This is a genomic window from Bacillus sp. Bwzl_19 (genome assembly GCF_054900515.1).
Genome location: NZ_CM142729.1, coordinates 1,367,400 through 1,389,649 on the forward strand (window position 1 = coordinate 1,367,400; position 22,250 = coordinate 1,389,649).

The following is a 22,250-nucleotide window of genomic DNA, read 5'->3' on the forward strand; positions in this document are numbered from 1 at the left end:
AACGAATATCCCGGATCTTATATCCGGGATATTTTATTAACGAAAACATCAGTAATGATCTCTTCTCTCCCGGAATAAGAATACGATATAGCACTTTAGCATAATGACACCAAGAGAAACGAGGGAGAAATCGATGTCTCTTCCAAACATACCGAACATCACCCCCGACATTACACTCTCCAGATGTGAGACTTTGAACCTCCTTCTTTCATCCGTGGCTCTGGAAGAAATCGGATTATCCCATATTCTGCAGGCGGAAGCAGAAAGAATTCAAACCTTTCTCGGCGCTTCCGGCGATCCCTCTTTAGGGGAATTGTCAGCAATCAATAGAAGCACCGAACGGCTTCTGCGCACCGTCATGAAATCCCAGCTCCTTTTGCAGACGAAACTCGAGGACATTATCTACTTACAGGATTCTGAGGCCTGTATGGATCCGAGCGACCCAAGTCATCCGAGTGACCCGGGCGATCCGGACGACCCAGATGACCCGTGGGATCCGGATGATCCCTGCGAACCGGATGATCCGTGCGACGATTCAAGCGGCCCATGTGATCCGTGTTTTCCGAATCCTTCACCTGAAGATCCGTGTGACGGCCTGTTCTACGGCCGCATTGGCTGCTGTGAGTGCGAGGATTGTGAGGAATGCGGATGGAAGAGGAAAGGCGGGGAGCGTTCATAAAGAAAGAGACGGGTGAAGCATATGCCGTATCCAAGCATCGCAAAAGCGAAACAGACATCTTTTGAAGCCATGCATTGTCTCACGATTGCGCTGTTAAATATATTATCTGTGACCGTTGATAAAAGAAGGGGTTCAAATTACAAGGAAGAAATCAGGCTGTTCTCCGCATTGTGCCGCTGGCAGATGGAAACAGGCGGGCGGCTGTTTTTAATGATCAGCCTGGAAAGAGAGCAGGAGCGGATGTATGAGCGGCACTTTCATGAAATGAAAACAGTGACAGAACGAACAAAAAAATTCATTTCTGAAAGCCCGCGCGAATTCCGGGCGCATCCCATTACGAAGCGGGCGGTCAGGCAGCTTCAGGAATGGCAGGAATGGAATACAGCTTCATCTGCCGAACCTGCCGTCAGATGGGTGAGACCTGTCATCGTAACGATGAACGGCACTCCTGAACGGCCTTGGTTCAATCGACAACTCCAAAAGCGGGAAAGGTGAGAAAATGAGCGGAAATGCTGAATGTAAACTGACGCTTTGCATGATTGTAAAAAACGAGGAGAGATATATCTCCCGCTGTTTATCAAGTGTACAAGATATTGCTGATGAGATTGTTATCGTAGACACCGGATCACAAGATAATACAAAAGATATCTGCAAAAGCTTTCAAGCCAGAGTGTTTGATTTAGAATGGGAGAATGATTTCGCAAAGGCGAGAAATTACGGTCTGCAGCATGCCGAAGGGGATTGGATTTTAATGCTTGACGCGGATGAAGAGCTCGATCAGGAGACGGGCCGCTTTTTAACTTCGCTGCTTCATGACGAATTACCGAGCCGGGGCCTTTTGAAGATTATCAATTATACGGGAAAACAGCTGGATGAAAATGAAGCCTTTGAAAGCATGCAGCCGAGACTGTTCCGCAATCATGAAGGCCTTTTGTATCAAGGCAGAATTCACGAAAATATCATGTCTTCCAATGAGGAAGAAAACAATACTTTTTTTACGCTTCCTTGTGTGATTCATCACTACGGCTATTTGGAGCAGGAAGAAAAGATCAAACAAAAACATAAACGGAATATCAGCATTTTAAATGAAGAGCTTTCAGAGGAAACTCCTGATCCGTGGCTTATTTATCATTTGGCAAGTGAATGTTACAGAATAAAAGACTATGAAAAAGCATTACATCTTGTAAACGGCTCAATTTTTCAATTTTTAAGTGAAAACCGAATGCCTCCGTCTCTCTTGTATAATTTAAAATATACAATATTGCTTGAGCTCAAACGGTATGAAGAAGCCGAGCAGGGGATTGAAAAGGTGCTCAGGCTTTATCCTGATTACAGTAATCTTCATTATTATAAAGGTCTTGTATTATATCATCTGGAGAAGTACAGAGCGGCAATCAAAGCATTTGAAAACGGGACACGGATTGAAGAGGAAAACCCTGATCACTTAATTTTAAAAGGAGCCGCCGATTTCAGAGCTTTTTATTATATGGCGAAATGTCATGCTGAATTAAACCATGATATGACGGCCATCGCTTACGCCAAAAAATCTGTGAAATCTAATCCTCAATATAAACCCGCACAAGAACTTCTGTCTCAATTAAAAAAGGATCAGCGGACAAACGCCTGATCCTTTTTTTGCATGTTCCATTAAGATAATCGAATGATGTTTAATGCTGCACCGACACTCCCTCCAAGCAATGTCGCCGCACCCAATAATCCGAACAGCTGGAGCTGGATGGTGCTGTCTGCTGCCAAAGTCACAATGAAGGAGTTATTGAAGTTTGCCAATGACGCGACCGGTGCAATAATTGAACTTGTAAATGGAGTGCCGTTAATCAAGACCCGTGAACTGACAAGCAGGCCGGCCGTTAAATTAATATGGTAGGAGATATAGTATCGTCCTGCCGGAGCAACGGTAAACACAGTATTTGCAGCATTAGCCGTAATATCTGCGGAAAGGTTTTGATCATTCGGCAAGGAAATGGTTGTGCCGCCGACAACAACTGCGACAATACCGCCGCCCGTAACGCCAGTAATCCCGGTCGGTCCAGTGGCTCCGGTAACGCCGGTGATCCCGGTCGGCCCGGAGCCTCCGGTAGCGCCAGTAAATCCAGTCGGTCCAGTGGCTCCGGTAACGCCAGTGCCTCCAGTCGGCCCGGTGGCTCCGGTAGCACCAGTGATTCCAGTCGGCCCAGTGTCACCAGTAACGCCAGTAATCCCGGTCGGTCCAGTGTCACCAGTAACGCCGGTGATTCCAGTTGGCCCGGTGGCTCCGGTAGCACCGGTGATTCCAGTCGGCCCGGTGACACCCGTAGCACCAGTGGCTCCGGTCGACCCAGTGTCACCAGTAACGCCGGTGACTCCAGTCGGTCCGGTGGCTCCAGCAGCACCAGTGATTCCGGTCGGCCCAGTGGTTCCGGTAACGCCAGTGCCTCCGGTCGGTCCAGTGGCTCCGGTAACGCCGGTGACTCCAGTCGGTCCGGTGGTTCCTGTAACACCAGTAATCCCGGTCGGCCCGGAGCCTCCGGTAGCACCAGCTGTTCCTGTCGCGGCTAAAAGTGTATAGTCAGCTGAAGCTCCAGGGGTTCCCGCCGGGCTGTTTACGTTTGCGACGTAAGAGCTGCCGTTGAACGTAACGGTCTGTCCGGCAGTATACGAAGGAGCGGCGAGGGGATCAAACGGCACGATGCCCTGCAGTCCGGCGCCGGTAACACCAGTTGGCCCGGTCGGCCCTGCGGCGGCAAGCAGTGTATAGTCCGGCGATATCCCGGGGATGCCTGAGGGGTTATCGATATTTACGACATAAGAAGCACCCTCATACAATACAACCTGCCCCGCCGTATAAAAAGGTGCAGCCGCAGGGTCAAAAGCTGTCAGTCCTGTCAATCCGGCTCCTGTAGCGCCCGTTGGTCCAGTCGGCCCGGTCGGCCCTGCGGCAGCTAAAAGCGTATAATCGGCAGACGTATCCGGAACCCCGGCAGGCGAAGCTGTGTTCACGACATAGGAGCTGCCGTTATACAGGACAACCTGCCCGGGTGTATAAGTAGGGGCAATTAACGGATTAAAAGCGATAATCCCTTGAAGACCCGCACCGGTGACCCCTGTCGGCCCGGTCGGCCCGGTTGGCCCCGTAGCTCCGGCCGGCCCGATTGCTCCAGTCGGGCCAGTGGGTCCGCCGGCTGGTCCCGTCGGTCCCGTAGCCCCTGTCGGCCCCGCCAGTGTAGGAATATTTGAGATACTGTCCAATTTTGAACCGAGAAGAAGCTCCTGTTTCATTAAGCTGTCAAGCGTATCACGGACGCTCTCGTTCAAGTTCAGAATATCCGCAAGACTTGACGGCGGCCCAGTTAAGCCGGGAATCGTTCCGAGCGCGTATTGGATTTTTTCCCCTTCCGCATTCAGAATATGTGCCATTCCCAGTTCTTCCATAGCAATTGCCGACAGAAGAAGATTAATGGTATCGTCTCTGGAAAGTGTAACGACAGGGGTGATATTCGGTAAATTAGGCTGTGACACAACGTCCCTCCTTATGAGTTGGTTGAAAATTTCTTCATTACGTACAAAGTTTCCCGAAAAAAAGCGTAAAGCAGTACGGTATCAATATATTCACTTGTTCTGTCCAAGTTTCTGAGCCGATTACTTTAATTAGACAATTGCAAACAAAAAAATAAACCTGCGCGCTTTGAGCAGGTTTTTCTAAGGGCACGGTTCACAGCTTGTGTAAATCACACAATCGTCAAGCTGATCTGTTTGAAGCGTCCGGCACGCATCCCGGATCGCTGCTTGATGTCCAATTGTTCACGCTCTCAACTCCAAGTGTGACCGCCCGTTTTAAAAATGAAGTATGCTGATTCATCCCATGTTCCTCCGAGTTGATCGAATGCAGGAAATTAGATCAAATATATACAGAAAGCTTTGGCTATATATCTTGTGCGTTTCCGATAAAAACTTTCTTTTTCATTTCCAGTTTCCTGTATAAAAGTGCAAGAAGCATAGAAGGGATCGTACAAACAATCATTCCGATAAAGGCATACCTAGGTTCGATTTCGTATAGAAAACCTCCGAAAATGGTAAATACCGCTGTGCTCCAGCTGAGCGCCAGCGCGGAATACATGCCTTGGGCTTTCGGGATTTGCGCAGGTGAAATATTCTTAATTAAGTATTTCATAAATGCATAGTGTCCCATCGCGAATGAACATGCATGCAGCGTCTGCGCAATACAGAAAATGATGACATGCGAGAAGGCAAATACCAGTATCCAGCGTACGGTTGCACCAAGCGCCGCCATGGCGAGCAAAGAGCCTGCCGAAAATTGATGAAAGCATCGGTCAGCGATTGCAAAGAAGATGATCTCCGCGATAACGGCGATGTTGATGATGATCCCTATTGCATATGCGGGTGCATGGATTTCTTGCAAAAAGAGATAACCGTAATTGTAGTAAGATGCATGTGCCGCCTGCAATAAGATGACGATTGCGAGCACCAGACCGAAATGTTTGACGCGAAATAAGGAAAGCATGCCCTCTTTTTTTGCGCGGTCTGTTTCCGGCCGTTTTGAAAGAACAGCAGGGGCATGCATAAAGCCGAGGCATACGAATATCAGAGTGCCTAAAAGCAGTGCCCATAAAATCACTTGATCCCCAAACATGCCTGTAAAGACGGACAGGATAATGCCGGCTGACACGAATCCGGCGGACCCCCACTGGCGGCTGGTCCCGTAATCCTTTAACTCGTTATGCTGTACAAGGACGCCGCAAGCGCTGTCTAAAGCAGGCATCAAAGCCGGGTAAAACACATGCAGTCCTAATGTGACAAGAAGCAGGCTTGGGAAAGAATCAGCCGGAATATAACATAAAAGTGCAAGAAACGTACCGATTCTGGCGCCATTCAGTAAGGCTTTGCTGCTGAATTTCCCTGATAAATAAGGAAAGAAAAGTAATGTGGAAATTCCTCTTGCTGTCAGGCCTAAGCTCATAATGAAACTGGCTTCGGATACGGAAATCCCTTTTATATGCACCATCCATCCCGTCCAATAGGGAAGGAAAACTCCCCATGTCATAAAAAAACTAAAAAAATGCAGACTCATCCAGCGATATGCGTTCATTCCCGTTCCTCCTTTAATTGGCATGTTATCATGTAAAGACGTAAAGACAATATGAGATATCTCATATTTTTGGGGTGGAAGATGGAAATTTATAAAGGTGAGAAAAAGCGGCACCACTTAGAAAAACACTCAATCGCGCATTTATTTTCTTTTCCGGCGGAAGAGTATATGGAAGTGCGCGAATATCAGCGGGATGAATGGATGATTCAAGAGGGCATGAGGCCGGATTTCCTGTTTTACGTGATTGAAGGAAAAGCGAAAATATATGTAACCCATCAAAACGGGAAAGTATCGTTAATTAATTTTATCAACAAAAATGATTATATCGGAGAAATGGAACTATTACATGAAGTGTATTACACAAAAGGAATTCAGGCCTCAGCGAAGACTGTTTGTTTTGCTCTGCCGATTGACCGCTGCCGCACGCAATTGCTTCAGGATGCGAAATTCCTGCGTGAATTGGCTAAGTTTTTAAGTATAAAGGCGACACTTATGGCTTCAAAGTATTCACAAAGTCTGGCGTTCCCGCTTGAAAACCGGCTTGCCGATTTTATTTTGCAAACGGCTTATGAAGGATTTTATAAAGAGAAGCACATAACGGTTTGTGATTATTTAGGTGTATCTTACCGTCATCTTTTACATGTACTGACGCAATTCTGCCAAAAAGGGTATTTGCAGAAAGAAGGGCGGGGCTATCAAATTAAGCGGCATGATTCGCTGTATGAACTTGCAGAGGCGCTGAAAAATAAGTAACGAGGCAAAAAAAACAGCCATCCGCAAATCAGGGATGGCTGTTTTTTATTATACAAGCTGAGCTTGTTTTTTTCGTGCCTGTTTCGCAGCGTCGACCATATTTTTCAATGCCGCAACGGTTTCTTCCTGCTGTCTTGTTTTCAGTCCGCAGTCCGGGTTTACCCAGAAGCGGTCTGTAGGACACACTTCAAGCGCGTCATCGATAATTTGATAGATTTCTTCAGTAGCCGGCACACGCGGGCTGTGAATGTCGTATACACCGAGTCCGAGGCCTTTTACGTATGGATGTTCTTTCAGGTACTCTAAAAATCCTCCGTGGCTTCTGCTGTGTTCGATTGTAATGACATCCGCGTCAAGATCATTGATCGTATCTACGATATCTTCAAAGTTGCTGTAACACATATGCGTATGAATCTGCGTCTCATTTTTCACAGAAGACGTCGTTAATCGGAATGCTTCTGCGGCCCAAGTTAAATATTCATCCCAATCCTGCGTTTTTAACGGCAGCCCTTCGCGGAGCGCAGGTTCATCGACTTGGATAATCTGAATACCTGCATCTTCAAGCGCTTTAACTTCTTTTCTGAGGGCAAGCCCGATCTGGAAGGCGATTTCTTTTCTTGAAATATCCACGCGCGGGAATGACCAGTTTAAAATGGTGACAGGTCCAGTCAGCATGCCTTTCATATGCTTTTCCGTCAGCGATTGGGCGTAGAGCGTATCTTTTACCGTCATCGGTTCGATAAATTCGACATCTCCGAAAATGACAGGCGGACGTACGCAGCGTGAACCGTAAGACTGCACCCATGCATATTTCGTAAAGGCGAATCCGGCCAGTTTTTCACCGAAGTATTCTACCATGTCCGTCCGTTCAAATTCTCCGTGAACGAGCACATCTAACCCGATTTCTTCCTGAATGTCAACCCAGCGCTTCGTTTCCGCATTAATAAAGGCTTGGTATTGTTCGTCCGTCCACTCTTTTTTTCGCCATTTTTGGCGTGCGCTCCGCACTTCAGCAGATTGAGGGAAGCTTCCGATTGTCGTCGTCGGCAGAAGGGGAAGACCGAGTGATTCATTTTGCAGCGCCAATCGTTCCTCAAAGCTTGCAGGACGGGAGAAATCTTTTTCCGTCAGCTGATTCAGTTCTTCTTTTTGAGCTGAGTTCGCCCCTGTTGCGAAAGCTTTCAGTGCTTTCAGTGCCGCTTTGGACTCTTCGATCTGCGCACTGACGGCCGCTTTGCCGGACAGGAGGCCTTCTTTTAAGACACCGAGTTCCGCCAACTTTTCTTTAGCGTATGACAGGCCGTTCAGCAGATCTTTTTCAAGATGTTCGTCAGGGTGTTTTGCCACCGGGACGTGCAGAAGGCTGCTTGAAGGCTGAATCCATAATTCCTCTATGTCAGCGTGGCTGAGGATATCAAGAGTCGCATCAAGGCGTTCTTCAGCATCGATTTTCCAAATATTGCGGCCGTCAATCACACCCGCTGCCAGCACTTTATCTTTCGGGAAGCCGTGTTTTTTCAATTGCTCCAGGTTTCTGCCTTTATCATGCACGAAATCAAGCCCGATTCCCTGTACAGGATAAGAAACAAGTTCTTCATACGCATCGACCGAATCAAAGTATGTCTGTAAAAGGACGTTCAGCCCTGAAAGCTCTTTTGTGATCGATTCATAGAGTTCTTTTGCGGCGCGGACATCTTCAGAAGAAGCTGTCACAAGGGCTGGCTCATCAATCTGAACCCATTTGACGCCTTCTGCTTCAAGCTCTTTCAGCAGCTGAACATAAAGAGGGACAAGGCGCTTTTGAATCGCTTTTGCTTCTGATTCTTCGTAACCTTTCGCAAGCGTGACAAATGTGTACGGACCGACAATGACGGGTTTCGTTTCCACTCCGAATTCTTCTTTGATCCGGCGGTAGTCGTCAAGCTGTTTGTTTCTCGTCAGACGGAATTCAATGCTTTCGTCATATTCAGGAACGATGTAATGGTAGTTGGTATTAAACCATTTCGTCATTTCACTGGAAACGGCGTCTTTTACACCGCGGGCAATCGCGAAATATGTATCAATGGGGTCCGTAATGCTGCGGAATCTTTTCGGAATCCAGTTAAAGCTGACGGCTGTATCGAGCACATGGTCATAATGGGTGAAATCAGAGACCGGCACAATATCAATATTTTGGTCAAGCTGTGTTTTGACAGCTGATAAGAATAAACCGTCAAGCTCTTTAAGAAACGTTTCTTTATCAGTTTTTCCTTTCCAATAAGCTTCAAGCGCTTTTTTCCATTCTCTGTTCAAGCCGATTCTCGGAAAACCAAGATTCGAAGTTTTAATAGTTGTCATTAAGTCTCCTCCTTTAAGTGAGATGTAACAAAAAAGCCTCTTTCTCATGAGAGAAAGAGGCTTTAACATCAAAATGTAAGCCTCTCTTATCTCTCAGATCACGTCTGATGGAATTAGCACCGTGCCTTAAGAGACAATCGTCTCGGCGCAAAAATCACGCGCCCCATTTCACAATGGAATTACGGTCGGTTGCTGTTGGGGTCAAAAGGCCAATCCCTCGCCCAACTCTCGATAAGAGAAAATATTTCAATTTTTTTGAAAAGTTACATCATTTGTTGGTTATCTTATCAGCTTATTCAGATCACTGTCAATAGAAAATCTCACATTTTAAAAAATTGATGATGTGACAAGCTGATCAATCATTATATGAGAAACATATCAGAAAGACAGCAGCTGTGCCTGTTCGGCTTTTTCCATCAGCACATCAGGCGCGTCTAAATACAGAAATCCGTTCCCGGCCAATGTTTTGGCGATATCCAAGGGAAGGGTCCGCCGCACAAGTTGGGCGTAAACTTCTGCCTCAGAAAGCGTCCGCTGAAACGAGGCCTGTTCAAGCCCTTTTATTAAGGCAAGCGCTCCGCTCACATGCGGGGCGGCCATCGAAGTGCCCGTCAGCTTCCCGTATTTATGGTTGGGAAGGGTGGAGAGAATGTTTTCGCCGGGAGCCACCAGGTCAATCTCTTTATTTACGTTTGAAAATTCTGACGATTTTCGCGCGACTGAGACTGATCCGACGGCAATTACTTCGTTGTAAGCGGCCGGATACGACAGTTCCTCTGTCCGCTCGTCTCCGTCGCCTTCGTTTCCTGCTGCGCAAACGACCAGTACACCGCTTTTTACCGCATTTGTGACGGCTTCTTTCAGTTCAGGCACATCGCTCGGCCCGCCGAGTGACATAGAAATGATATCAGCCTTTTGTTCAACAGCGTAGTTGATGCCGTTAATGATCCATTCGTATTTTCCGCTGCCGTTTTGACCGCCGAGAACTTTCACGATTAAAAGGCTCGCTTCCGGCGCAACTCCCGAAATTCCGCCGTTTGAATCATTGGCGGCAATCGTTCCGGAAACATGTGTCCCGTGTCCGTTGTAATCGGAAAACGCGTCTTCTTTGCCTCCGTCATCATCGGTGAAGTTTTTCCCGCCGATAATCCGGTCTTTCAAATCAGGATGATTAACGTCACAGCCTGTGTCAAGCACTGCGATTTTAATATCCTTGCCTTTAAACCCTTTTGCCCACAATTCTGGCGCCTTAATCACTTTAATACCCTCAGGAAGCTCGTTCACATCCATGATTTGCTCATCCGTGACATAAGGAATCAACCGCATTTCACCATTCATAAAAAAGCCCTCCTTTTTTATGCTTGCGAGTGGATTCAAGGGTGTTGCTACTATTTTATGGCAGAGCCTGCCGCGCGGAAAGAGTCATTTGAAGCATTTTCATAAAAAAGGCGCAATCTATCGCACTAAAAAATTTCAAATAAATGGATAGTTTAACAGCTTTCATTTTGATTCATCACCCGGTAACGCTATAATTGGAAAATGGGAAAGGAGAAGAGGTATGAAGATAAGTGAAGCATTATACGACTATTTTTCAGGACAGGTTGATCAAATTGCGGAAGATTGGATCGAAACGATGGAAGATTCGGATCCGAATTCAATTTATTCTTTGACAAATCCCGTCATCAGAGAAGAACTGAAGGAGCAGGATAAAGAATTTTATCGGCATATTAATAACATGTATATCATGCCGGAAAAAGAATTTTTAGAAGAGTTCGAGCAGTGGGTGATTGAGCTTGCGAAAGACCAGAAGCATCTGGATACTCCCGTCCAGTACGTTGTCCGTGAATTCATGAGAAACCGGAGGCTGTATATCAGTTATTATGACGCGTTTGCCGATGAACATGAATCCGCGTTTGCTGAGGGAGAAAGGAAGAGATGGGAGGATTTAATTGTCCAAGTATTTGATTTTACAATATACAAGTTTGTCGATCATGCCGAGCATAATTCAAAAATGCAGCTGAATGCGCAAAGAGAAATGATTTTAGAGTTAAGCTCGCCGGTTATTACACTGAGCAAACGGACGGCGCTTCTGCCGCTTGTCGGAGATATTGACACGGAGCGCGCCAAATTCATTCTGGAAAATACGCTGAGCACATGTGCGGATCGGCTGATTGAGCATCTGTTAATTGACTTGTCAGGCGTAGTCGTTGTCGATACGATGGTGGCGCACCAGATTTTTAAATTAATTGAGGCGCTGAATCTGATCGGCGTTACGTCCACTTTATCCGGAATCAGGCCGGAAATTGCCCAAACCGCCGTACAGCTCGGTATTAATTTCTCAGATATTACGATCAAATCCAACCTCGCTCAGGCTCTTAATTACCATCAGTAACATACATAACAAAACAGGCTGCCGAATCACTCCGGCGGCCTGTTTTTATAAAAACAACAGTGAAACGAGACAGCTCGCGCCGAATAACAGAAGCACGAGCAGGAAAAAGAACCAATCGGCGCGGCGCACAGTAACCGTTCTGTAAAATGTGCGGTTTCGGCTGCCCGTAAAGCCTTTAGACTCCATCGCGATCGCTGTTCGTTCCGCCTTTCTGATTGCGCCTGCCAAAAGCGGAATGGTGAAGCGTCTGAAGGCGGAGATCTTTCCTTTCAGCCCGGAATCAGACGCCGCGCCTCTGATTCTGTGCGCCTGCCGGATGATCAGGATTTCATCTTTCAGAAGAGGGAGAAACCGGAACCCGGCGATAACGCCGTAGGCAAGCTTCGGCGGGAGCTTACACTGCTGAATCAGACTGAGCATAAACAGAATCGGATCGGTTGTGAAAAGAAACATCATCGACAAAGCGGAAAAACATAAAATACGAAACGCGATAGAAATCCCGAGCGCCGCGTTGGCACTGTTGACGGCAATCGGCCCGAGCTTAAACAGCAGATTGCTTCCGGTTGTCGGGACGTTTCCGAATACGGCGGCGGTCCATAAAGAACCAAAGGCAAGAATGACAAACGGAATCGTAAACAGCAGCCATTTTTTCAGCGGCACGCTTCCCGCCAAGAGGACGCCTCCCGCAATGATGATATAAAACACAGCTGGGGTGTACGGATTATAAATAAACGACAGCATAACCACGCATAACAAAACAGCCGCCGCCTTAATGGACGGGTTAACAGCTTCCAGCCGCACGTTCATTTCTCCGCCTCCTGTCCTGTTTCATCCATTCATACCGCAGCGGCAAAGCTAAATGCGCCCGCTCCGCGGTTCCGATATGATCAGTAAACAAAGAATCGGGAGTTCCGCGGTATACCAGCTTCGTGCCGCAGAGCACAAGGATCGTGTCCGCATAATCTGAGACGAGCTCCATATCATGTGTCACCATCAAAACAGCCGTTCCTTCCTTTTGAATCTCCCGCAGCATCAGCATACACTCACGCGCCGTTTTTGCGTCCTGCCCGAAAGTCGGTTCATCAAGCAGCAAAACTTTCACATTGTGCATAAGCATCGTCGCGACGCTGAGCCTGCGTTTTTGTCCTTGGCTTAAAGAAAACGGATGCTGTGAGGCATGGCGTCTCAGGCCGAACCGGGTTAACAGCTGAAGAGCTTTCTCCTTTGCGGCATTGCCGTCTTCAAAGCCGAACAGCAGCTCGTTAATAACAGAATCTGTGACAAACTGGTGTTCAGGGTTTTGGAAAACATATCCCATCAGGCGCCGCAGCTCTTTTTCTGAATAGGAATCTATCGGTCTGCCGTCTATTTTGATGTCTCCGCTCACAGGACGGATGAGCTTGGCCGCGGCGGACAGGAGCGTGGACTTTCCTGTTCCGTTAGGGCCGGCAATCGCAGTAATTGACCCTTTTTTTACGGAAAAGCTCACATCCTGAAAAATGACATCCGTTCCTCTTTTGCATGACAGCCCGTGAACACTCAGTGCATCCTCTGCCGAAAGCGCGGCGGCCCGGGGGCAGGGAAGAGCCGGTACAGGTTTATGAAACAGGCTTTCTTTGCACAATGTAAAAGGAATGTTGACGTATTTCTGCAATGGGATTACCCGCGGAATCGGAATGCCGAGCCGCGTCAGCTCTTCAAGCTTTGTTTCAAAGACAGCGTCCGTCTCTCCTTCCATCACTATCTGACCGGTTTCGTCAAGGACAATCGTCCTGTCCATCCACGGAACCCAATGATCAAGCTGATGCTCGATTACGAGAAGGCCGAAGTTTCTTTTGGCTTGAAGTTCTTTGATCAGCCGCACAAATTCACGGACGGAATATGGATCAAGCTGTGCCGTCGGTTCGTCCAAAATAATGAGTTCCGGATCCATCGCAATGATACAGGCGAGCGCCACTTTTTGTTTTGAACCGCCTGACAGCGAGGCGATCGTTCGTGTTTTCAGATGAGTGATTTCTAATTTTTCCAAAACGTCATCAATGATGGTATCCATATCTTCTTTTGTATATTGCAAATTTTCCAGACCGAAGGCTATTTCATCTTCAACCGTCAGCATGCAAAACTGCTGATCGGGATCTTGAAACACTACGCCGATGGATGCAACGGCGGGTCCTGCCAAGTTTGAAAGCGGTGTTCCGTTTAAGGAAACGGTTCCCGTTTGAACCGCATCACAGGCTTCCGGGTACAGGCCGTTTAAACAAAGGGCGAGCGAGCTTTTGCCGCATCCGCTCGGTCCGAGCAATAAAGCCCGCTCTCCTTTGCGGAGCTGAAATGACACGTTTTGAAAAATCGGCTTCTCATCCTCATCATAAGAAAAGGTGAGACGGCGGGCTGATAGAAGGGGTTCAAATGCCTGCATCTTGGTTCACCTGTTTCTTTTTCTTCTTCAATTCTTTTCCGAGCGCCATGCCGTTCAGCACTCCCGTGTAAGCCAGCGCATCACTGATTGCTTTGCCGAGAAGGCCGGCAAGAAGCGCGCCTGAGACCAAACGGATGAGAAGCATGACGGTTAATAAACCCGGGTTCAAAACAGAGTATCCGGAAACGAACAAATCATAAATGAAGCTCGTTACAGAAGATCCCATACCGGATAAAAGAAGCACAGGCAGGGTATAAATCCGCCAGCGTGTCGCTAAAAAGACCGCTTCCGCCCCGATTCCCTGTGCGATGCCGATCAGAATCACCATCGGTCCTGACGGATTTCCGAGTAAGCATTCCACAAACGCGGCGATGATTTCAGAAACGAGCGCCGCACCCGGTTTTTGAATAATGTACGCGGCAATCACCGAGACGATAAACCAAATGCCGTAAATCGGTTCGTAGCTCATCCGGCCGAAAAACCCTGCCGCTATATTGCTTGCATGAGTTGATAATAAATAAATGACAGCGAATACAACACTGATGACGGACATGACGACAATTTCTCTCATTTTCCAATTTTTCATTCTGATCTCCTGCTTTCTTATCGGATAGTCCTATGTATGAAAGAGTTGATTTTGTTACAGGCGGTTCATATTCCGTTTCATAATGCGGTGTCCTCCCCCGTTTTTTAATGAAAAATAAAAAACTGCATATCCGAGGGAATATGCAGCAGCAGAACGAAAACGCATGGAAAAGAACCCGCGCTCCGGTCAATCTGCACTTCCCCACGCTGGTATTATCCAGATCGGGTTATAAGGGATCAAAACACGCTTGCCGCATGTTTTATCTCAGCCGATAACAGCACCCCTAGTGCGTTTCCTATACAGTTTTTTATGATGACATCATCATAGTTGATCATGTCTGATTTGTAAACAGCCTTTCTCGAAAAGAGAGTTTGGAATCGGAACGGATGATCATTCATAAAGATAAGAAGAGTGTATATCACGCCCTTTTGATCAAAAGGAAACGGAGGACATCTATGTTTGTTCATACAGTGCAGTCTGGCGACTCGCTATTTTCCATCAGCAGAAAGTACGGATATCCTGTTGACAGCATCAGAAGCGTCAACGGGCTTGAGGAAACGAATATCGTTCCGGGGCAGGCGCTTTTGATCCCTCTTAATGAATATACGGTTCAGCCGAATGATACGTATGCCGTTATCGCAAGTAAGGCCTATGTGTCGCAGATGCAGCTGATGCAGGAAAACCCGGATATTCAGCCGAACCGGCTGCGGCCGGGTATGAAAGTGAAGATTCCTGATATATCTAACTATCTGGCAGGAACCCTGCAATTTTATGTCATTCGGACACCTGAAGCGGACAGAGAGTTAATCAATGATTTTGCGCCCTATTCATCAGCGATTTCTTTGTTTGAATATCATTTTGGCCCGAACGGAGATATCATTAATGATTTAAACGACAGAACCGCGATAGAAACCACATGGCAAAACAGAGTGCGGCCGCTTGCCGTCATCACGAATCTGACAGAAGGAGGATTCAGCCCGGAATTAGCTCATCAAGTCCTGCAAAACCCGACGGCGAGAACGAACCTCGTCAACAATATCGTCTATTTGACTGTAAGAAAGGGATACGGCGGTGTAAATATTGATTTTGAACGGGTCAGAGAAGCCGACCGGGATCTTTTTACCGGATTTCTCCGGCAGTTAAAAACCAGGCTCTCGGAGCACCAGCTCGCGTTAACGATATCGGTTCCGGCGAAAACAAGTGAAGCAGTGCCGTGGCTGAGGGGATATGATTACGGCGGAATCGGAGCTGTCGTCGATTATATGTTTATTATGGCATACGATTGGCACCACGCCGGCAGTGAGCCGGGAGCCGTGGCGCCTTTGACAGAGGTCAGAGACACCATCAATTTTGCCATCAGCAGGGTACCGAGAAGAAAAGTGATTCTCGGTGTTCCGCTGTACGGGTATGATTGGGTGATTCCGTACCGCCCCGGAACAGTCGGATCCGCCATCTCCAATCAGCGCGCCATGGAAACATCCATGAAGCATCAATCAGTGATCCGTTATTCCCAGCAGGATCGTTCCCCTTATTTTCGGTATACTGATGAAAATGGGAGAACGCATGAAGTATGGTTTGAGGATGTGCGGAGCATGAGTGAAAAAATGGTTCTCGTGCGGCAGTACGGACTGCAGGCGATCGGTGCGTGGCAGTTAACGCTCGGCTTCAAACCGGGACCGTGGCTGCTGCGGAACTTTTTCACGATCCGAAAAATATAGCTGTATGTCCGCTTCACCTGGTGATTTTTTCTTTTCTATGATAACGGATCTTCTTTTGGACAATCTAAAGTTGAAAAGGAGGTCTGTCCCATGAAGAAAAGGGAAGAGCAGTATATCAACGAGGCTGAGTATGTACCGCACCCGACAAAAGAAGGGGAATACGCGCTCATGCTGCATGAATCATATCATTTCCTTTCAGAAGAAGATGAAAGCGATCTGCCGGAATAAGGGCTTTATGCCTTTATTCCATTTATTTTATAGGCATATGCTGAAATAACAAATTTAAGGTTGACACATTCCTTTTTTTTCTGTAATCTCAGTGTGTCAATTCAAATAAGAACTTCGTTAGGTGAGGCTCCTGTATGGAGATACGCTGCTGCCCAAAAATGTCCAAAGACGCCAATGGGTCAACAGGAATCATCGACATAAGGTGATTCTTAACGCAGCTGGATGGCCGTCCTATGCCATACAGTGCTAAAGCTCTACGATTGAAGGCCCCGCACGTTTATTTGCCGTGCTTGTTTTCGCCTTCATATCGGAAGGTTTTTTTTATGCCTCAAAACGTACATGACTGAGCATGATAAGGAGGTGCGGAGTATGGATTCTCCCCATTCGAGTATGTCAGAAGAAGTACCCATATACAGCCAGATAACCAATGACGACATGATGAGGAGACAAACCGCCGCACTTCCCTTGACGGACGGCGCGTCTCCGTAAAGGAGGTACGAGTCCCGATGGTCCAAAACATGACCTATGACGAACTCATATTACGCATTATCATTTTATTGCGGGACGGGAAAATTAAAGAATTCCGGAGCATGATAGATGAGCTTCAGCCCTATGATATGGCGTTTTTATTTAAAGAAATGCCGGAAAAGCACCGGGCCCGCTATCTGTCATATATGACGGTTGACGATATCACCGACATGATCGGAGAGCTTGAACGGGAATTTCAGCTTGCCGTTTTGCATAAAGTCGGTAAAACAAAAGCCACTCTCGCAATGAATAAAATGGATAACGACGATCTCGCCGCTTTGCTGGAAGAGATGGATGAAGAACTGAAAGAGCAGCTTTTATCCAGCATGGAAGCTGAGGAATCAAAGGCCGTACAGCTTTTGATGAACTATCCGCAAGAATCGGCGGGCCGGATGATGACGAACCGCTTCGTCTGGATTCCGCAGCATTATACAGTAAAAGATGCGGTCGTGAAGCTGAAAAGCTTTGCAGAAATCGCAGAATCAATAAACTATTTGTACGTGATTAATGACAGCAAGCAGCTTGTCGGGGTGCTTTCTTACAGAGATTTAATTCTCGGCGATCCTGAAGATAAGGTGCAGGATCTCATGTTTACGCGTGTCATCTCAGCCGGAGTGCTTCAGGATCAGGAAGAAGTCGCCCGGCTGATCCAGCGGTATGACTTCTTAGCCATACCCATCGTTGAAGAAAATAATGTGCTTGTTGGTATTGTCACTGTCGATGATATTATTGACGTCGTTATTAAAGAAGCCGATGAAGATTACGAAAAATTCGCCGCCTCCGGTAAGGCGATTACATTTGATACGAAAGCGTATGTTGCGGCGTACCGCCGCTTGCCGTGGCTCATTCTGCTTTTGTTTATCGGATTGATTTCCGGAAGCATCCTGAATTACTTTGAAGATACATTGCAAAAAGTAGTCGCCCTCGCATTTTTCATGCCGATGATCGCGGGAACGACGGGGAATACAGGTACGCAGTCACTCGCCGTCGTCATCAGGGGATTGGCTAAAGAAGAAATGAATAAAAAAACCATCTTTAAATTGATTTTCCGTGAATTAAGGGCCGGTATCTATATCGGCATCGTCTGTTCGATCGCGATCACGATTGTCGCATCCGTCTGGCAGAAAGACTTAACTCTCGGTTTTGTCGTCGGTTCATCGCTGCTTGCCACATTGATTATCGGTACGATGGCCGGAACGATCGTCCCTATTATTCTTCATAAACTGAACATTGACCCGGCGATTGCATCCGGGCCGCTGATTACGACGCTGAACGATATTTTGTCCTTATTAATTTATTTCGGCATTGCCACTGCATTTCTTCATGCTTTATAAAAAAAGGTCCGTCTCACAAGAGGCGGACTTTTTTTGTCAGCGGTTTTTATATTTAAAATGGGCATTAAGCTGTCCTTCCAGCATTTTTTTGCGGAGCTGCGGGTCGTTTTTGAGGGCCTGCTCTTTTTTTCGCATGTCTTTTAAAATCTCAGCCGTCTGTACGCCGTCTTCCCGCTTGTTTGCAATATCCATCAGCCGCTCAACGTCCGAAAAGGAATACTTTCTCGTTCCCCGCGATGAGCGCTGCGGGTAGATCAATTTCCGTTCTTCATAGTATCTGATCTGCCTGACTGACAATCCGGTTAATTCGCTTACAATGCCGATCGAGATTACTTTTTTATCTTTGTAAGATTGTTCGTCTGTCGTCATTTTTCCACCCCTGGATGTCTTTTACTCATATTATATAAGAAAAAAAGAGAAAAAACCTGACGCTTGTCAGGTTTTCTGACGTGAAATAGAAGATTTTAGAAAAAAGCGTCAGAAAAATTAACAAGGTTAATGCATGGCTCTGTATCCCGTTTTATGCTTACTTTACAGATACAATGAGAGGAAGGATATGAATGGAGAAAGAAAAAGCGGTTTCGCTGGCAAAAGAAATCATTGAATTAGATAGGAAACGCGATGAAATGCTGGAGACGTTTATGCAGCTTGCCGGGGAACACGCTTTTCCGCTGCTCAGAGCCGTCCAGAACGGACTTTACCGAAAAACATCATAATTCCACACAAGTTTTACAATGGCTTCATACGTCATTGAAATAAAAGCGTTATTCTGATCATAGAATAACGGAAAACAAAGGAGGCCGTCATGAGTCATTTGCTTCAAAATGCACTGGACAGAGAGAGAAACCATTATTCCGAAAAGCTTCTTCAGATCGGAGTCTATACGAAAGAAATACTGAATTCCATGACAATCACAGAGCTGAGAAAGGAATATGCGTATTTTTTCCGGAACATTCCCTATAAAGAACGTAACCCTTATACAAATTAAATGATGTATAAGGGTATTTTTTTATATAAAAAAGAAGGAATTCTGAAAAACGGCACGAATAGAATATAAAACAGAGAACGACTATTATGAATTGTAAGGGTTTACATTATTTTTTTATAAAAATCTTAAATACGGGGTAGATATGATGAGATTATCATTTAATGAAGAAGAAGTGATGCGTGCGATGAATTTGTACAAAGTTTTTGCAAGGGCTTTCAAGAGTGTGTCTGAACACAGCATCCGCGACAGTAAAGAACACGGTTTTAATCCGACTGAATTTGCCGTTTTGGAGCTGCTGTATACGAGAGGTCCGCAAAAGCTTCAGCAAATCGGCTCGCGTCTTTTGCTTGTCAGCGGAAATGTCACCTATGTCATCGACAAGCTCGAAAGAAACGGGTTTTTGGTCAGAGAACAAGACCCGAAGGACAAACGTTCTGTTTACGCCCATTTAACTGATAAAGGAAACGAGTATTTGGACAAAATTTATCCGATTCATTCATTGAGAATTGCGAGAGCGTTTTCAGGACTTATGCCTGATGAACAGGAACAGCTGATAGCCTTACTGAAAAAAGCGGGAATTCACAGCCAGCATTTGCTTTTCCGTTAAAAGAAAGCGGATACAACACTCTTCTTCAGGGAGAGTGTTTTTTTCTGTCCCGACGGTAGAGCCTGAAGCCGTTTTTGCATATGCTGATACAGGGCGGCATCATTATTTACCAATCATAATGTGATATGCCCCATGCCAAAATATGAAGGTGCTTTGAATATAAAGAAGGTGAACGTGTGAGAAGCTGTCTGCTGACTATATGGTACTTACTTGATCCGCTTTATTTTTTCTTTACCCGGCTGACGCTGATTGATAAACGGCAATCAAATGTATTCCGCGTCCGTTTGACAAGATATAAAGGAAAAGAAGTCGTCCTGAGCGACGGAACGAGAATTAAAAAAAATGACGTGTTAGTGAAGATTCATCTCCATAATGTCAAACTCCTGAAAGAGCTGCAGCCTATTGAAAGCGCGGTCAGAAGGGGGATTATGCTATATCAGAAAGTTTATCAATCCATGCCTCATTTAGCGGATTATATTAACCAGCATAAACGGAAAGACGAGATAAAAGGCGTCGTCGGCATTACAATGCTTCATAAAGGGGCGGCAAGACTCGGGTTTGATGTGATAACGCCGTCCAGCGGCTGCTACAGGCTGTTTAAGAAAGCTGCCCATATCCCGATTTTATATTTTACTGCGAAGCAGCTCACCCTCAAAAACATTCCTTATTCCTGTTATTTATTCATTTCCAAAGAAAAACTGATGTGCACGTATCAGACGGAAAAGAGCTGACGAAAAGCGTCAGCTCTTTCTCTTGATTTGCTCAAGCACGATTGAAAGCGGGCCGTCCTGCGGATTGCGGTAAAACTCATAAAACGGATCTCCCTCTGTTCTGACGCGATTCACGACTGTATCAATCGTATAATCATCAGGTGTTAAAGAGGAATTGACTTCGTTCCAATAAAGGGGGGCGGCAACCGTTCCCAATTCGTTGCCCCGGGTCGAATAGGGGGCGATAATCGTTTTTCCTTCAGCATGCTGCAAATAATCAAGGTAGAGCCTGCCGTTTCGGTTTTTGATAAACCGCTCTGTCGTAAATAGATCCGGGCGCGTCCGGACGCAATAATCAGCAATGAGCATTGTGAACGCGCGGGTCTCTTCGTAGGTGAATGCTTCCGGTGAAAGCGGGATGTAGAGCTGAATGCCTTTATTTCCGGAAAGCTTCGGAAATGATGTAATGCTGAATGAGTCAAACAGCTCTTTCAGCACATGCGCCGCCTCCACAGCCATAGGGAAATCATTCCTTGACGGCGGATCAAGGTCAATGACGATTTCTGCGGGCCTTTTAGAATGGACTGTCTGAAAAGGAACGTGAAATTCCAGCGCCAGCTGATTGGCCAGCCATAAAAGAGACGGTATGCTGTTGCACACGATGTGCTCATGGCTTCCGTCAAACACGCTTGAGACAAAGTCCGGCGTGTAGTCCGGCTTGTTTTTTTGAAAAAAAGACTCGCCCGGCGCCCCGTGTGGATATCGGATTACTGTGACAGCCCGGTCTTTAAGAAAGGGCAAAAGAACATCGCTCATCTTCACCATATAACAAAGGAAATCTTCTTTCGTTTTTTCACGCTTCTTAAAAACGACCTTATCCAGGCTTGTGAACTGCAGCTCTGGTGGCAGCGTTTTAGATCGGAGGATTAGCTGCTGATAAGTGCATTCAGTCCAATCCATCCCAAACTGAAAGGAAACAAAAGATACTTCGCGCAGGGTGTCCTGCAATATGGTTAAATATTGCACGGTCATGCAGATGGAGGGCTCTAGTGAATACTCGCCGTTTTTCAGTTTTTTTCCGTGGGTCTCCATAATGGTTCTGACGGCGTTTTTTTCCTCAGCCTGCATGCCGTGGGAAACGGATGCGACAGGAACGGCGGTGCCGTCTTTTAAAACCGAGGCCGTCACATACCCGTTTTTCGGATTGAATCCGGTTAACAGCACATGTGCCGTTTTCATATGTTTGTACTTCTGCCAGTCGGGAGACCGTTTATTTTCCGCCCAGCCGCTCGATACCCTTTTTGCTACTATGCCTTCTCCGTCATACCGGACGACCTTGTCCCAGAGCGCTTCAAAGTCAGTGTGCTCCGGAATGTATTGAATCGCTTCTTCCGCTAAGTGACGGGGGCTTAAAGGAAGATTTGCTTCTTCAAACAGTTTGAAAAGGGCGTGCTTCCGTTTCACATAGGGCAATGAGACTGTCGCGGCGCCTTTCAGAACCAAGAGATCAAATGCCAGAAAGCGGCACGGCCGTTTATTGGCGATATTTTCAATGGCTTCCGCCCGTTTTAAACGTCCGCGGATTTGAATGTGCTCAAAGTCCGCTCTGTACGGATTCACTAAATAAACAAGCTCACCGTCAAGCGTAATGGGGAACCTGTCTTTCATGTGCTGAAAACACAGGACGGCAAAGGCTGTGATTTCCGGAAATTGATTCGTCAGCGTCTGGCCGTTTCTGCTGGTTAATGTGACACCGCTTTCGTCTATGCGGAGAAGACAGCGGAATCCGTCATACTTTACCTCATAGCGCCACTCACTGCCTGTGGGCGGTGCAGAGGTCAGAATCGGCTGCATCGTCAGCACCATA

The 22,250-nt window shown here is 46.6% G+C and carries 21 protein-coding genes and 3 riboswitches; of the genes, 12 read left to right on the forward strand and 9 right to left on the reverse strand.

Annotated features, from left to right (window positions below; genetic code table 11):
• Nucleotides 1-133 precede the first annotated feature (133 nt).
• The 3 genes from ACW5MY_RS07300 to ACW5MY_RS07310 are packed head-to-tail and all read left to right on the forward strand — an operon-like array spanning nt 134 to nt 2,306.
• Entirely contained in the window at nt 134-679 is a 546-nt protein-coding gene (locus ACW5MY_RS07300; protein ID WP_013351994.1) for a hypothetical protein, read from the forward strand.
• Nucleotides 680-700: 21 nt separating this feature from the next.
• Nucleotides 701-1,174: a hypothetical protein gene (locus tag ACW5MY_RS07305; protein WP_013351995.1), complete on the forward strand. Its 474-nt coding sequence runs from the start codon at nt 701-703 to the stop codon at nt 1,172-1,174.
• Between the two features lie 4 nt (nt 1,175-1,178).
• Nucleotides 1,179-2,306, forward strand: a complete 1,128-nt coding sequence (locus tag ACW5MY_RS07310) for a glycosyltransferase (RefSeq protein WP_013351996.1) — start codon at nt 1,179-1,181, stop codon at nt 2,304-2,306.
• 20 nt (nt 2,307-2,326) lie between these two features.
• On the opposite strand, the gene ACW5MY_RS07315 is transcribed toward ACW5MY_RS07310, so the two are convergent.
• Together ACW5MY_RS07315 and ACW5MY_RS07320 are read right to left on the reverse strand one after the other, a co-directional pair.
• Nucleotides 2,327-4,195 (reverse strand): BclA C-terminal domain-containing protein, encoded by a 1,869-nt coding sequence (locus ACW5MY_RS07315; RefSeq protein ID WP_013351997.1) that lies wholly within the window; start codon nt 4,193-4,195, stop codon nt 2,327-2,329.
• A 403-nt stretch (nt 4,196-4,598) separates the two neighbouring features.
• Nucleotides 4,599-5,783 (reverse strand): MFS transporter, encoded by a 1,185-nt coding sequence (locus ACW5MY_RS07320; RefSeq protein ID WP_289394302.1) that lies wholly within the window; start codon nt 5,781-5,783, stop codon nt 4,599-4,601.
• Nucleotides 5,784-5,864: 81 nt separating this feature from the next.
• Between ACW5MY_RS07320 and yeiL the strand changes: the two genes are divergently transcribed.
• The gene (yeiL, locus tag ACW5MY_RS07325; protein ID WP_013351999.1) at nt 5,865-6,536 is read left to right on the forward strand and encodes a transcriptional regulator YeiL; all 672 of its coding nucleotides are present in this window, start codon (nt 5,865-5,867) and stop codon (nt 6,534-6,536) included.
• A gap of 48 nt (nt 6,537-6,584) precedes the next feature.
• Here yeiL and metE read toward each other — a convergent pair whose 3' ends face one another.
• On the reverse strand, nt 6,585-8,873 hold the full coding sequence (metE, locus tag ACW5MY_RS07330; protein ID WP_014470481.1) for a 5-methyltetrahydropteroyltriglutamate--homocysteine S-methyltransferase: 2,289 nt from the start codon (nt 8,871-8,873) through the stop codon (nt 6,585-6,587).
• A gap of 83 nt (nt 8,874-8,956) precedes the next feature.
• Nucleotides 8,957-9,111: riboswitch (SAM riboswitch) on the reverse strand.
• Nucleotides 9,112-9,251: 140 nt separating this feature from the next.
• Nucleotides 9,252-10,211: a S8 family peptidase gene (locus ACW5MY_RS07335; RefSeq protein ID WP_289394303.1), complete on the reverse strand. Its 960-nt coding sequence runs from the start codon at nt 10,209-10,211 to the stop codon at nt 9,252-9,254.
• Between the two features lie 220 nt (nt 10,212-10,431).
• Between ACW5MY_RS07335 and ACW5MY_RS07340 the strand changes: the two genes are divergently transcribed.
• The gene (locus ACW5MY_RS07340) at nt 10,432-11,265 is read left to right on the forward strand and encodes an STAS domain-containing protein (RefSeq protein ID WP_013352002.1); all 834 of its coding nucleotides are present in this window, start codon (nt 10,432-10,434) and stop codon (nt 11,263-11,265) included.
• Nucleotides 11,266-11,310: 45 nt separating this feature from the next.
• On the opposite strand, the gene ACW5MY_RS07345 is transcribed toward ACW5MY_RS07340, so the two are convergent.
• From ACW5MY_RS07345 to ACW5MY_RS07355, 3 genes are read right to left on the reverse strand one after another with little or no spacing between them, the layout of a single operon-like run.
• Nucleotides 11,311-12,072, reverse strand: a complete 762-nt coding sequence (locus ACW5MY_RS07345) for an energy-coupling factor transporter transmembrane component T family protein (protein ID WP_013352003.1) — start codon at nt 12,070-12,072, stop codon at nt 11,311-11,313.
• Nucleotides 12,047-13,684 carry an ABC transporter ATP-binding protein gene (locus ACW5MY_RS07350; protein WP_289394304.1) on the reverse strand — a complete coding sequence of 546 codons (1,638 nt, stop codon included), beginning with the start codon at nt 13,682-13,684 and terminating at the stop codon, nt 12,047-12,049. Before ACW5MY_RS07350 ends, ACW5MY_RS07345 begins: the two co-directional genes overlap by 26 nt.
• On the reverse strand, nt 13,671-14,270 hold the full coding sequence (locus ACW5MY_RS07355) for an ECF transporter S component (protein ID WP_013352005.1): 600 nt from the start codon (nt 14,268-14,270) through the stop codon (nt 13,671-13,673). The genes ACW5MY_RS07350 and ACW5MY_RS07355 overlap by 14 nt, the downstream gene beginning before the upstream one ends.
• A gap of 181 nt (nt 14,271-14,451) precedes the next feature.
• Nucleotides 14,452-14,565: riboswitch (TPP riboswitch) on the reverse strand.
• 160 nt (nt 14,566-14,725) lie between these two features.
• On the opposite strand from ACW5MY_RS07355, the gene ACW5MY_RS07360 reads away from it, so the two are divergent.
• From ACW5MY_RS07360 to mgtE, 3 genes are all read left to right on the forward strand, one after another.
• Complete coding sequence (locus ACW5MY_RS07360; RefSeq protein ID WP_289394305.1) at nt 14,726-15,988, forward strand: glycosyl hydrolase family 18 protein; 1,263 nt, start codon at nt 14,726-14,728, stop codon at nt 15,986-15,988.
• A 90-nt stretch (nt 15,989-16,078) separates the two neighbouring features.
• On the forward strand, nt 16,079-16,216 hold the full coding sequence (locus tag ACW5MY_RS07365) for a transcriptional regulator SplA domain-containing protein (RefSeq protein WP_003154740.1): 138 nt from the start codon (nt 16,079-16,081) through the stop codon (nt 16,214-16,216).
• 106 nt (nt 16,217-16,322) lie between these two features.
• Nucleotides 16,323-16,488: riboswitch (M-box (ykoK) riboswitch) on the forward strand.
• A gap of 234 nt (nt 16,489-16,722) precedes the next feature.
• Nucleotides 16,723-18,078: a magnesium transporter gene (gene mgtE / locus ACW5MY_RS07370; protein ID WP_013352007.1), complete on the forward strand. Its 1,356-nt coding sequence runs from the start codon at nt 16,723-16,725 to the stop codon at nt 18,076-18,078.
• 36 nt (nt 18,079-18,114) lie between these two features.
• On the opposite strand, the gene ACW5MY_RS07375 is transcribed toward mgtE, so the two are convergent.
• Nucleotides 18,115-18,447 carry a MerR family transcriptional regulator gene (locus ACW5MY_RS07375; RefSeq protein ID WP_013352008.1) on the reverse strand — a complete coding sequence of 111 codons (333 nt, stop codon included), beginning with the start codon at nt 18,445-18,447 and terminating at the stop codon, nt 18,115-18,117.
• A 191-nt stretch (nt 18,448-18,638) separates the two neighbouring features.
• Between ACW5MY_RS07375 and ACW5MY_RS07380 the strand changes: the two genes are divergently transcribed.
• The 4 genes from ACW5MY_RS07380 to ACW5MY_RS07395 all read left to right on the forward strand — a co-directional run bounded on the left by ACW5MY_RS07380 (nt 18,639) and on the right by ACW5MY_RS07395 (nt 20,404).
• Nucleotides 18,639-18,794 (forward strand): hypothetical protein, encoded by a 156-nt coding sequence (locus ACW5MY_RS07380; protein ID WP_013352009.1) that lies wholly within the window; start codon nt 18,639-18,641, stop codon nt 18,792-18,794.
• 89 nt (nt 18,795-18,883) lie between these two features.
• A complete protein-coding gene (gene fbpA / locus ACW5MY_RS07385) occupies nt 18,884-19,066 on the forward strand; it encodes a Fur-regulated basic protein FbpA (RefSeq protein ID WP_013352010.1) in 183 nt (60 codons plus the stop codon).
• 142 nt (nt 19,067-19,208) lie between these two features.
• Nucleotides 19,209-19,673 carry a MarR family winged helix-turn-helix transcriptional regulator gene (locus tag ACW5MY_RS07390; protein ID WP_013352011.1) on the forward strand — a complete coding sequence of 155 codons (465 nt, stop codon included), beginning with the start codon at nt 19,209-19,211 and terminating at the stop codon, nt 19,671-19,673.
• A 176-nt stretch (nt 19,674-19,849) separates the two neighbouring features.
• A complete protein-coding gene (locus tag ACW5MY_RS07395; RefSeq protein WP_013352012.1) occupies nt 19,850-20,404 on the forward strand; it encodes a YkoP family protein in 555 nt (184 codons plus the stop codon).
• Between the two features lie 9 nt (nt 20,405-20,413).
• On the opposite strand, the gene ACW5MY_RS07400 is transcribed toward ACW5MY_RS07395, so the two are convergent.
• Nucleotides 20,414-22,249, reverse strand: coding sequence for a DNA ligase D (locus ACW5MY_RS07400; RefSeq protein WP_013352013.1), 1,836 nt, complete (start codon nt 22,247-22,249; stop codon nt 20,414-20,416).
• Between the last annotated feature and the right edge of the window lies 1 nt (nt 22,250).

What these genes read in the sequence shown, in the direction of transcription:
- ACW5MY_RS07300 (WP_013351994.1), top strand. Translation starts at nt 134, where the DNA reads ATGTCTCTTCCAAACATACCGAACATCACCCCCGACATTACACTCTCC.
- ACW5MY_RS07305 (WP_013351995.1), top strand. Translation starts at nt 701, where the DNA reads ATGCCGTATCCAAGCATCGCAAAAGCGAAACAGACATCTTTTGAAGCC.
- ACW5MY_RS07310 (WP_013351996.1), top strand. Translation starts at nt 1,179, where the DNA reads ATGAGCGGAAATGCTGAATGTAAACTGACGCTTTGCATGATTGTAAAA.
- ACW5MY_RS07320 (WP_289394302.1), bottom strand. Translation starts at nt 5,783, where the DNA reads ATGAACGCATATCGCTGGATGAGTCTGCATTTTTTTAGTTTTTTTATG.
- yeiL (WP_013351999.1), top strand. Translation starts at nt 5,865, where the DNA reads ATGGAAATTTATAAAGGTGAGAAAAAGCGGCACCACTTAGAAAAACAC.
- metE (WP_014470481.1), bottom strand. Translation starts at nt 8,873, where the DNA reads ATGACAACTATTAAAACTTCGAATCTTGGTTTTCCGAGAATCGGCTTG.
- ACW5MY_RS07335 (WP_289394303.1), bottom strand. Translation starts at nt 10,211, where the DNA reads ATGAATGGTGAAATGCGGTTGATTCCTTATGTCACGGATGAGCAAATC.
- ACW5MY_RS07340 (WP_013352002.1), top strand. Translation starts at nt 10,432, where the DNA reads ATGAAGATAAGTGAAGCATTATACGACTATTTTTCAGGACAGGTTGAT.
- ACW5MY_RS07345 (WP_013352003.1), bottom strand. Translation starts at nt 12,072, where the DNA reads ATGAACGTGCGGCTGGAAGCTGTTAACCCGTCCATTAAGGCGGCGGCT.
- ACW5MY_RS07350 (WP_289394304.1), bottom strand. Translation starts at nt 13,684, where the DNA reads ATGCAGGCATTTGAACCCCTTCTATCAGCCCGCCGTCTCACCTTTTCT.
- ACW5MY_RS07355 (WP_013352005.1), bottom strand. Translation starts at nt 14,270, where the DNA reads ATGAAAAATTGGAAAATGAGAGAAATTGTCGTCATGTCCGTCATCAGT.
- ACW5MY_RS07360 (WP_289394305.1), top strand. Translation starts at nt 14,726, where the DNA reads ATGTTTGTTCATACAGTGCAGTCTGGCGACTCGCTATTTTCCATCAGC.
- ACW5MY_RS07365 (WP_003154740.1), top strand. Translation starts at nt 16,079, where the DNA reads ATGAAGAAAAGGGAAGAGCAGTATATCAACGAGGCTGAGTATGTACCG.
- mgtE (WP_013352007.1), top strand. Translation starts at nt 16,723, where the DNA reads ATGGTCCAAAACATGACCTATGACGAACTCATATTACGCATTATCATT.
- ACW5MY_RS07375 (WP_013352008.1), bottom strand. Translation starts at nt 18,447, where the DNA reads ATGACGACAGACGAACAATCTTACAAAGATAAAAAAGTAATCTCGATC.
- ACW5MY_RS07380 (WP_013352009.1), top strand. Translation starts at nt 18,639, where the DNA reads ATGGAGAAAGAAAAAGCGGTTTCGCTGGCAAAAGAAATCATTGAATTA.
- fbpA (WP_013352010.1), top strand. Translation starts at nt 18,884, where the DNA reads ATGAGTCATTTGCTTCAAAATGCACTGGACAGAGAGAGAAACCATTAT.
- ACW5MY_RS07390 (WP_013352011.1), top strand. Translation starts at nt 19,209, where the DNA reads ATGATGAGATTATCATTTAATGAAGAAGAAGTGATGCGTGCGATGAAT.
- ACW5MY_RS07400 (WP_013352013.1), bottom strand. Translation starts at nt 22,249, where the DNA reads ATGGTGCTGACGATGCAGCCGATTCTGACCTCTGCACCGCCCACAGGC.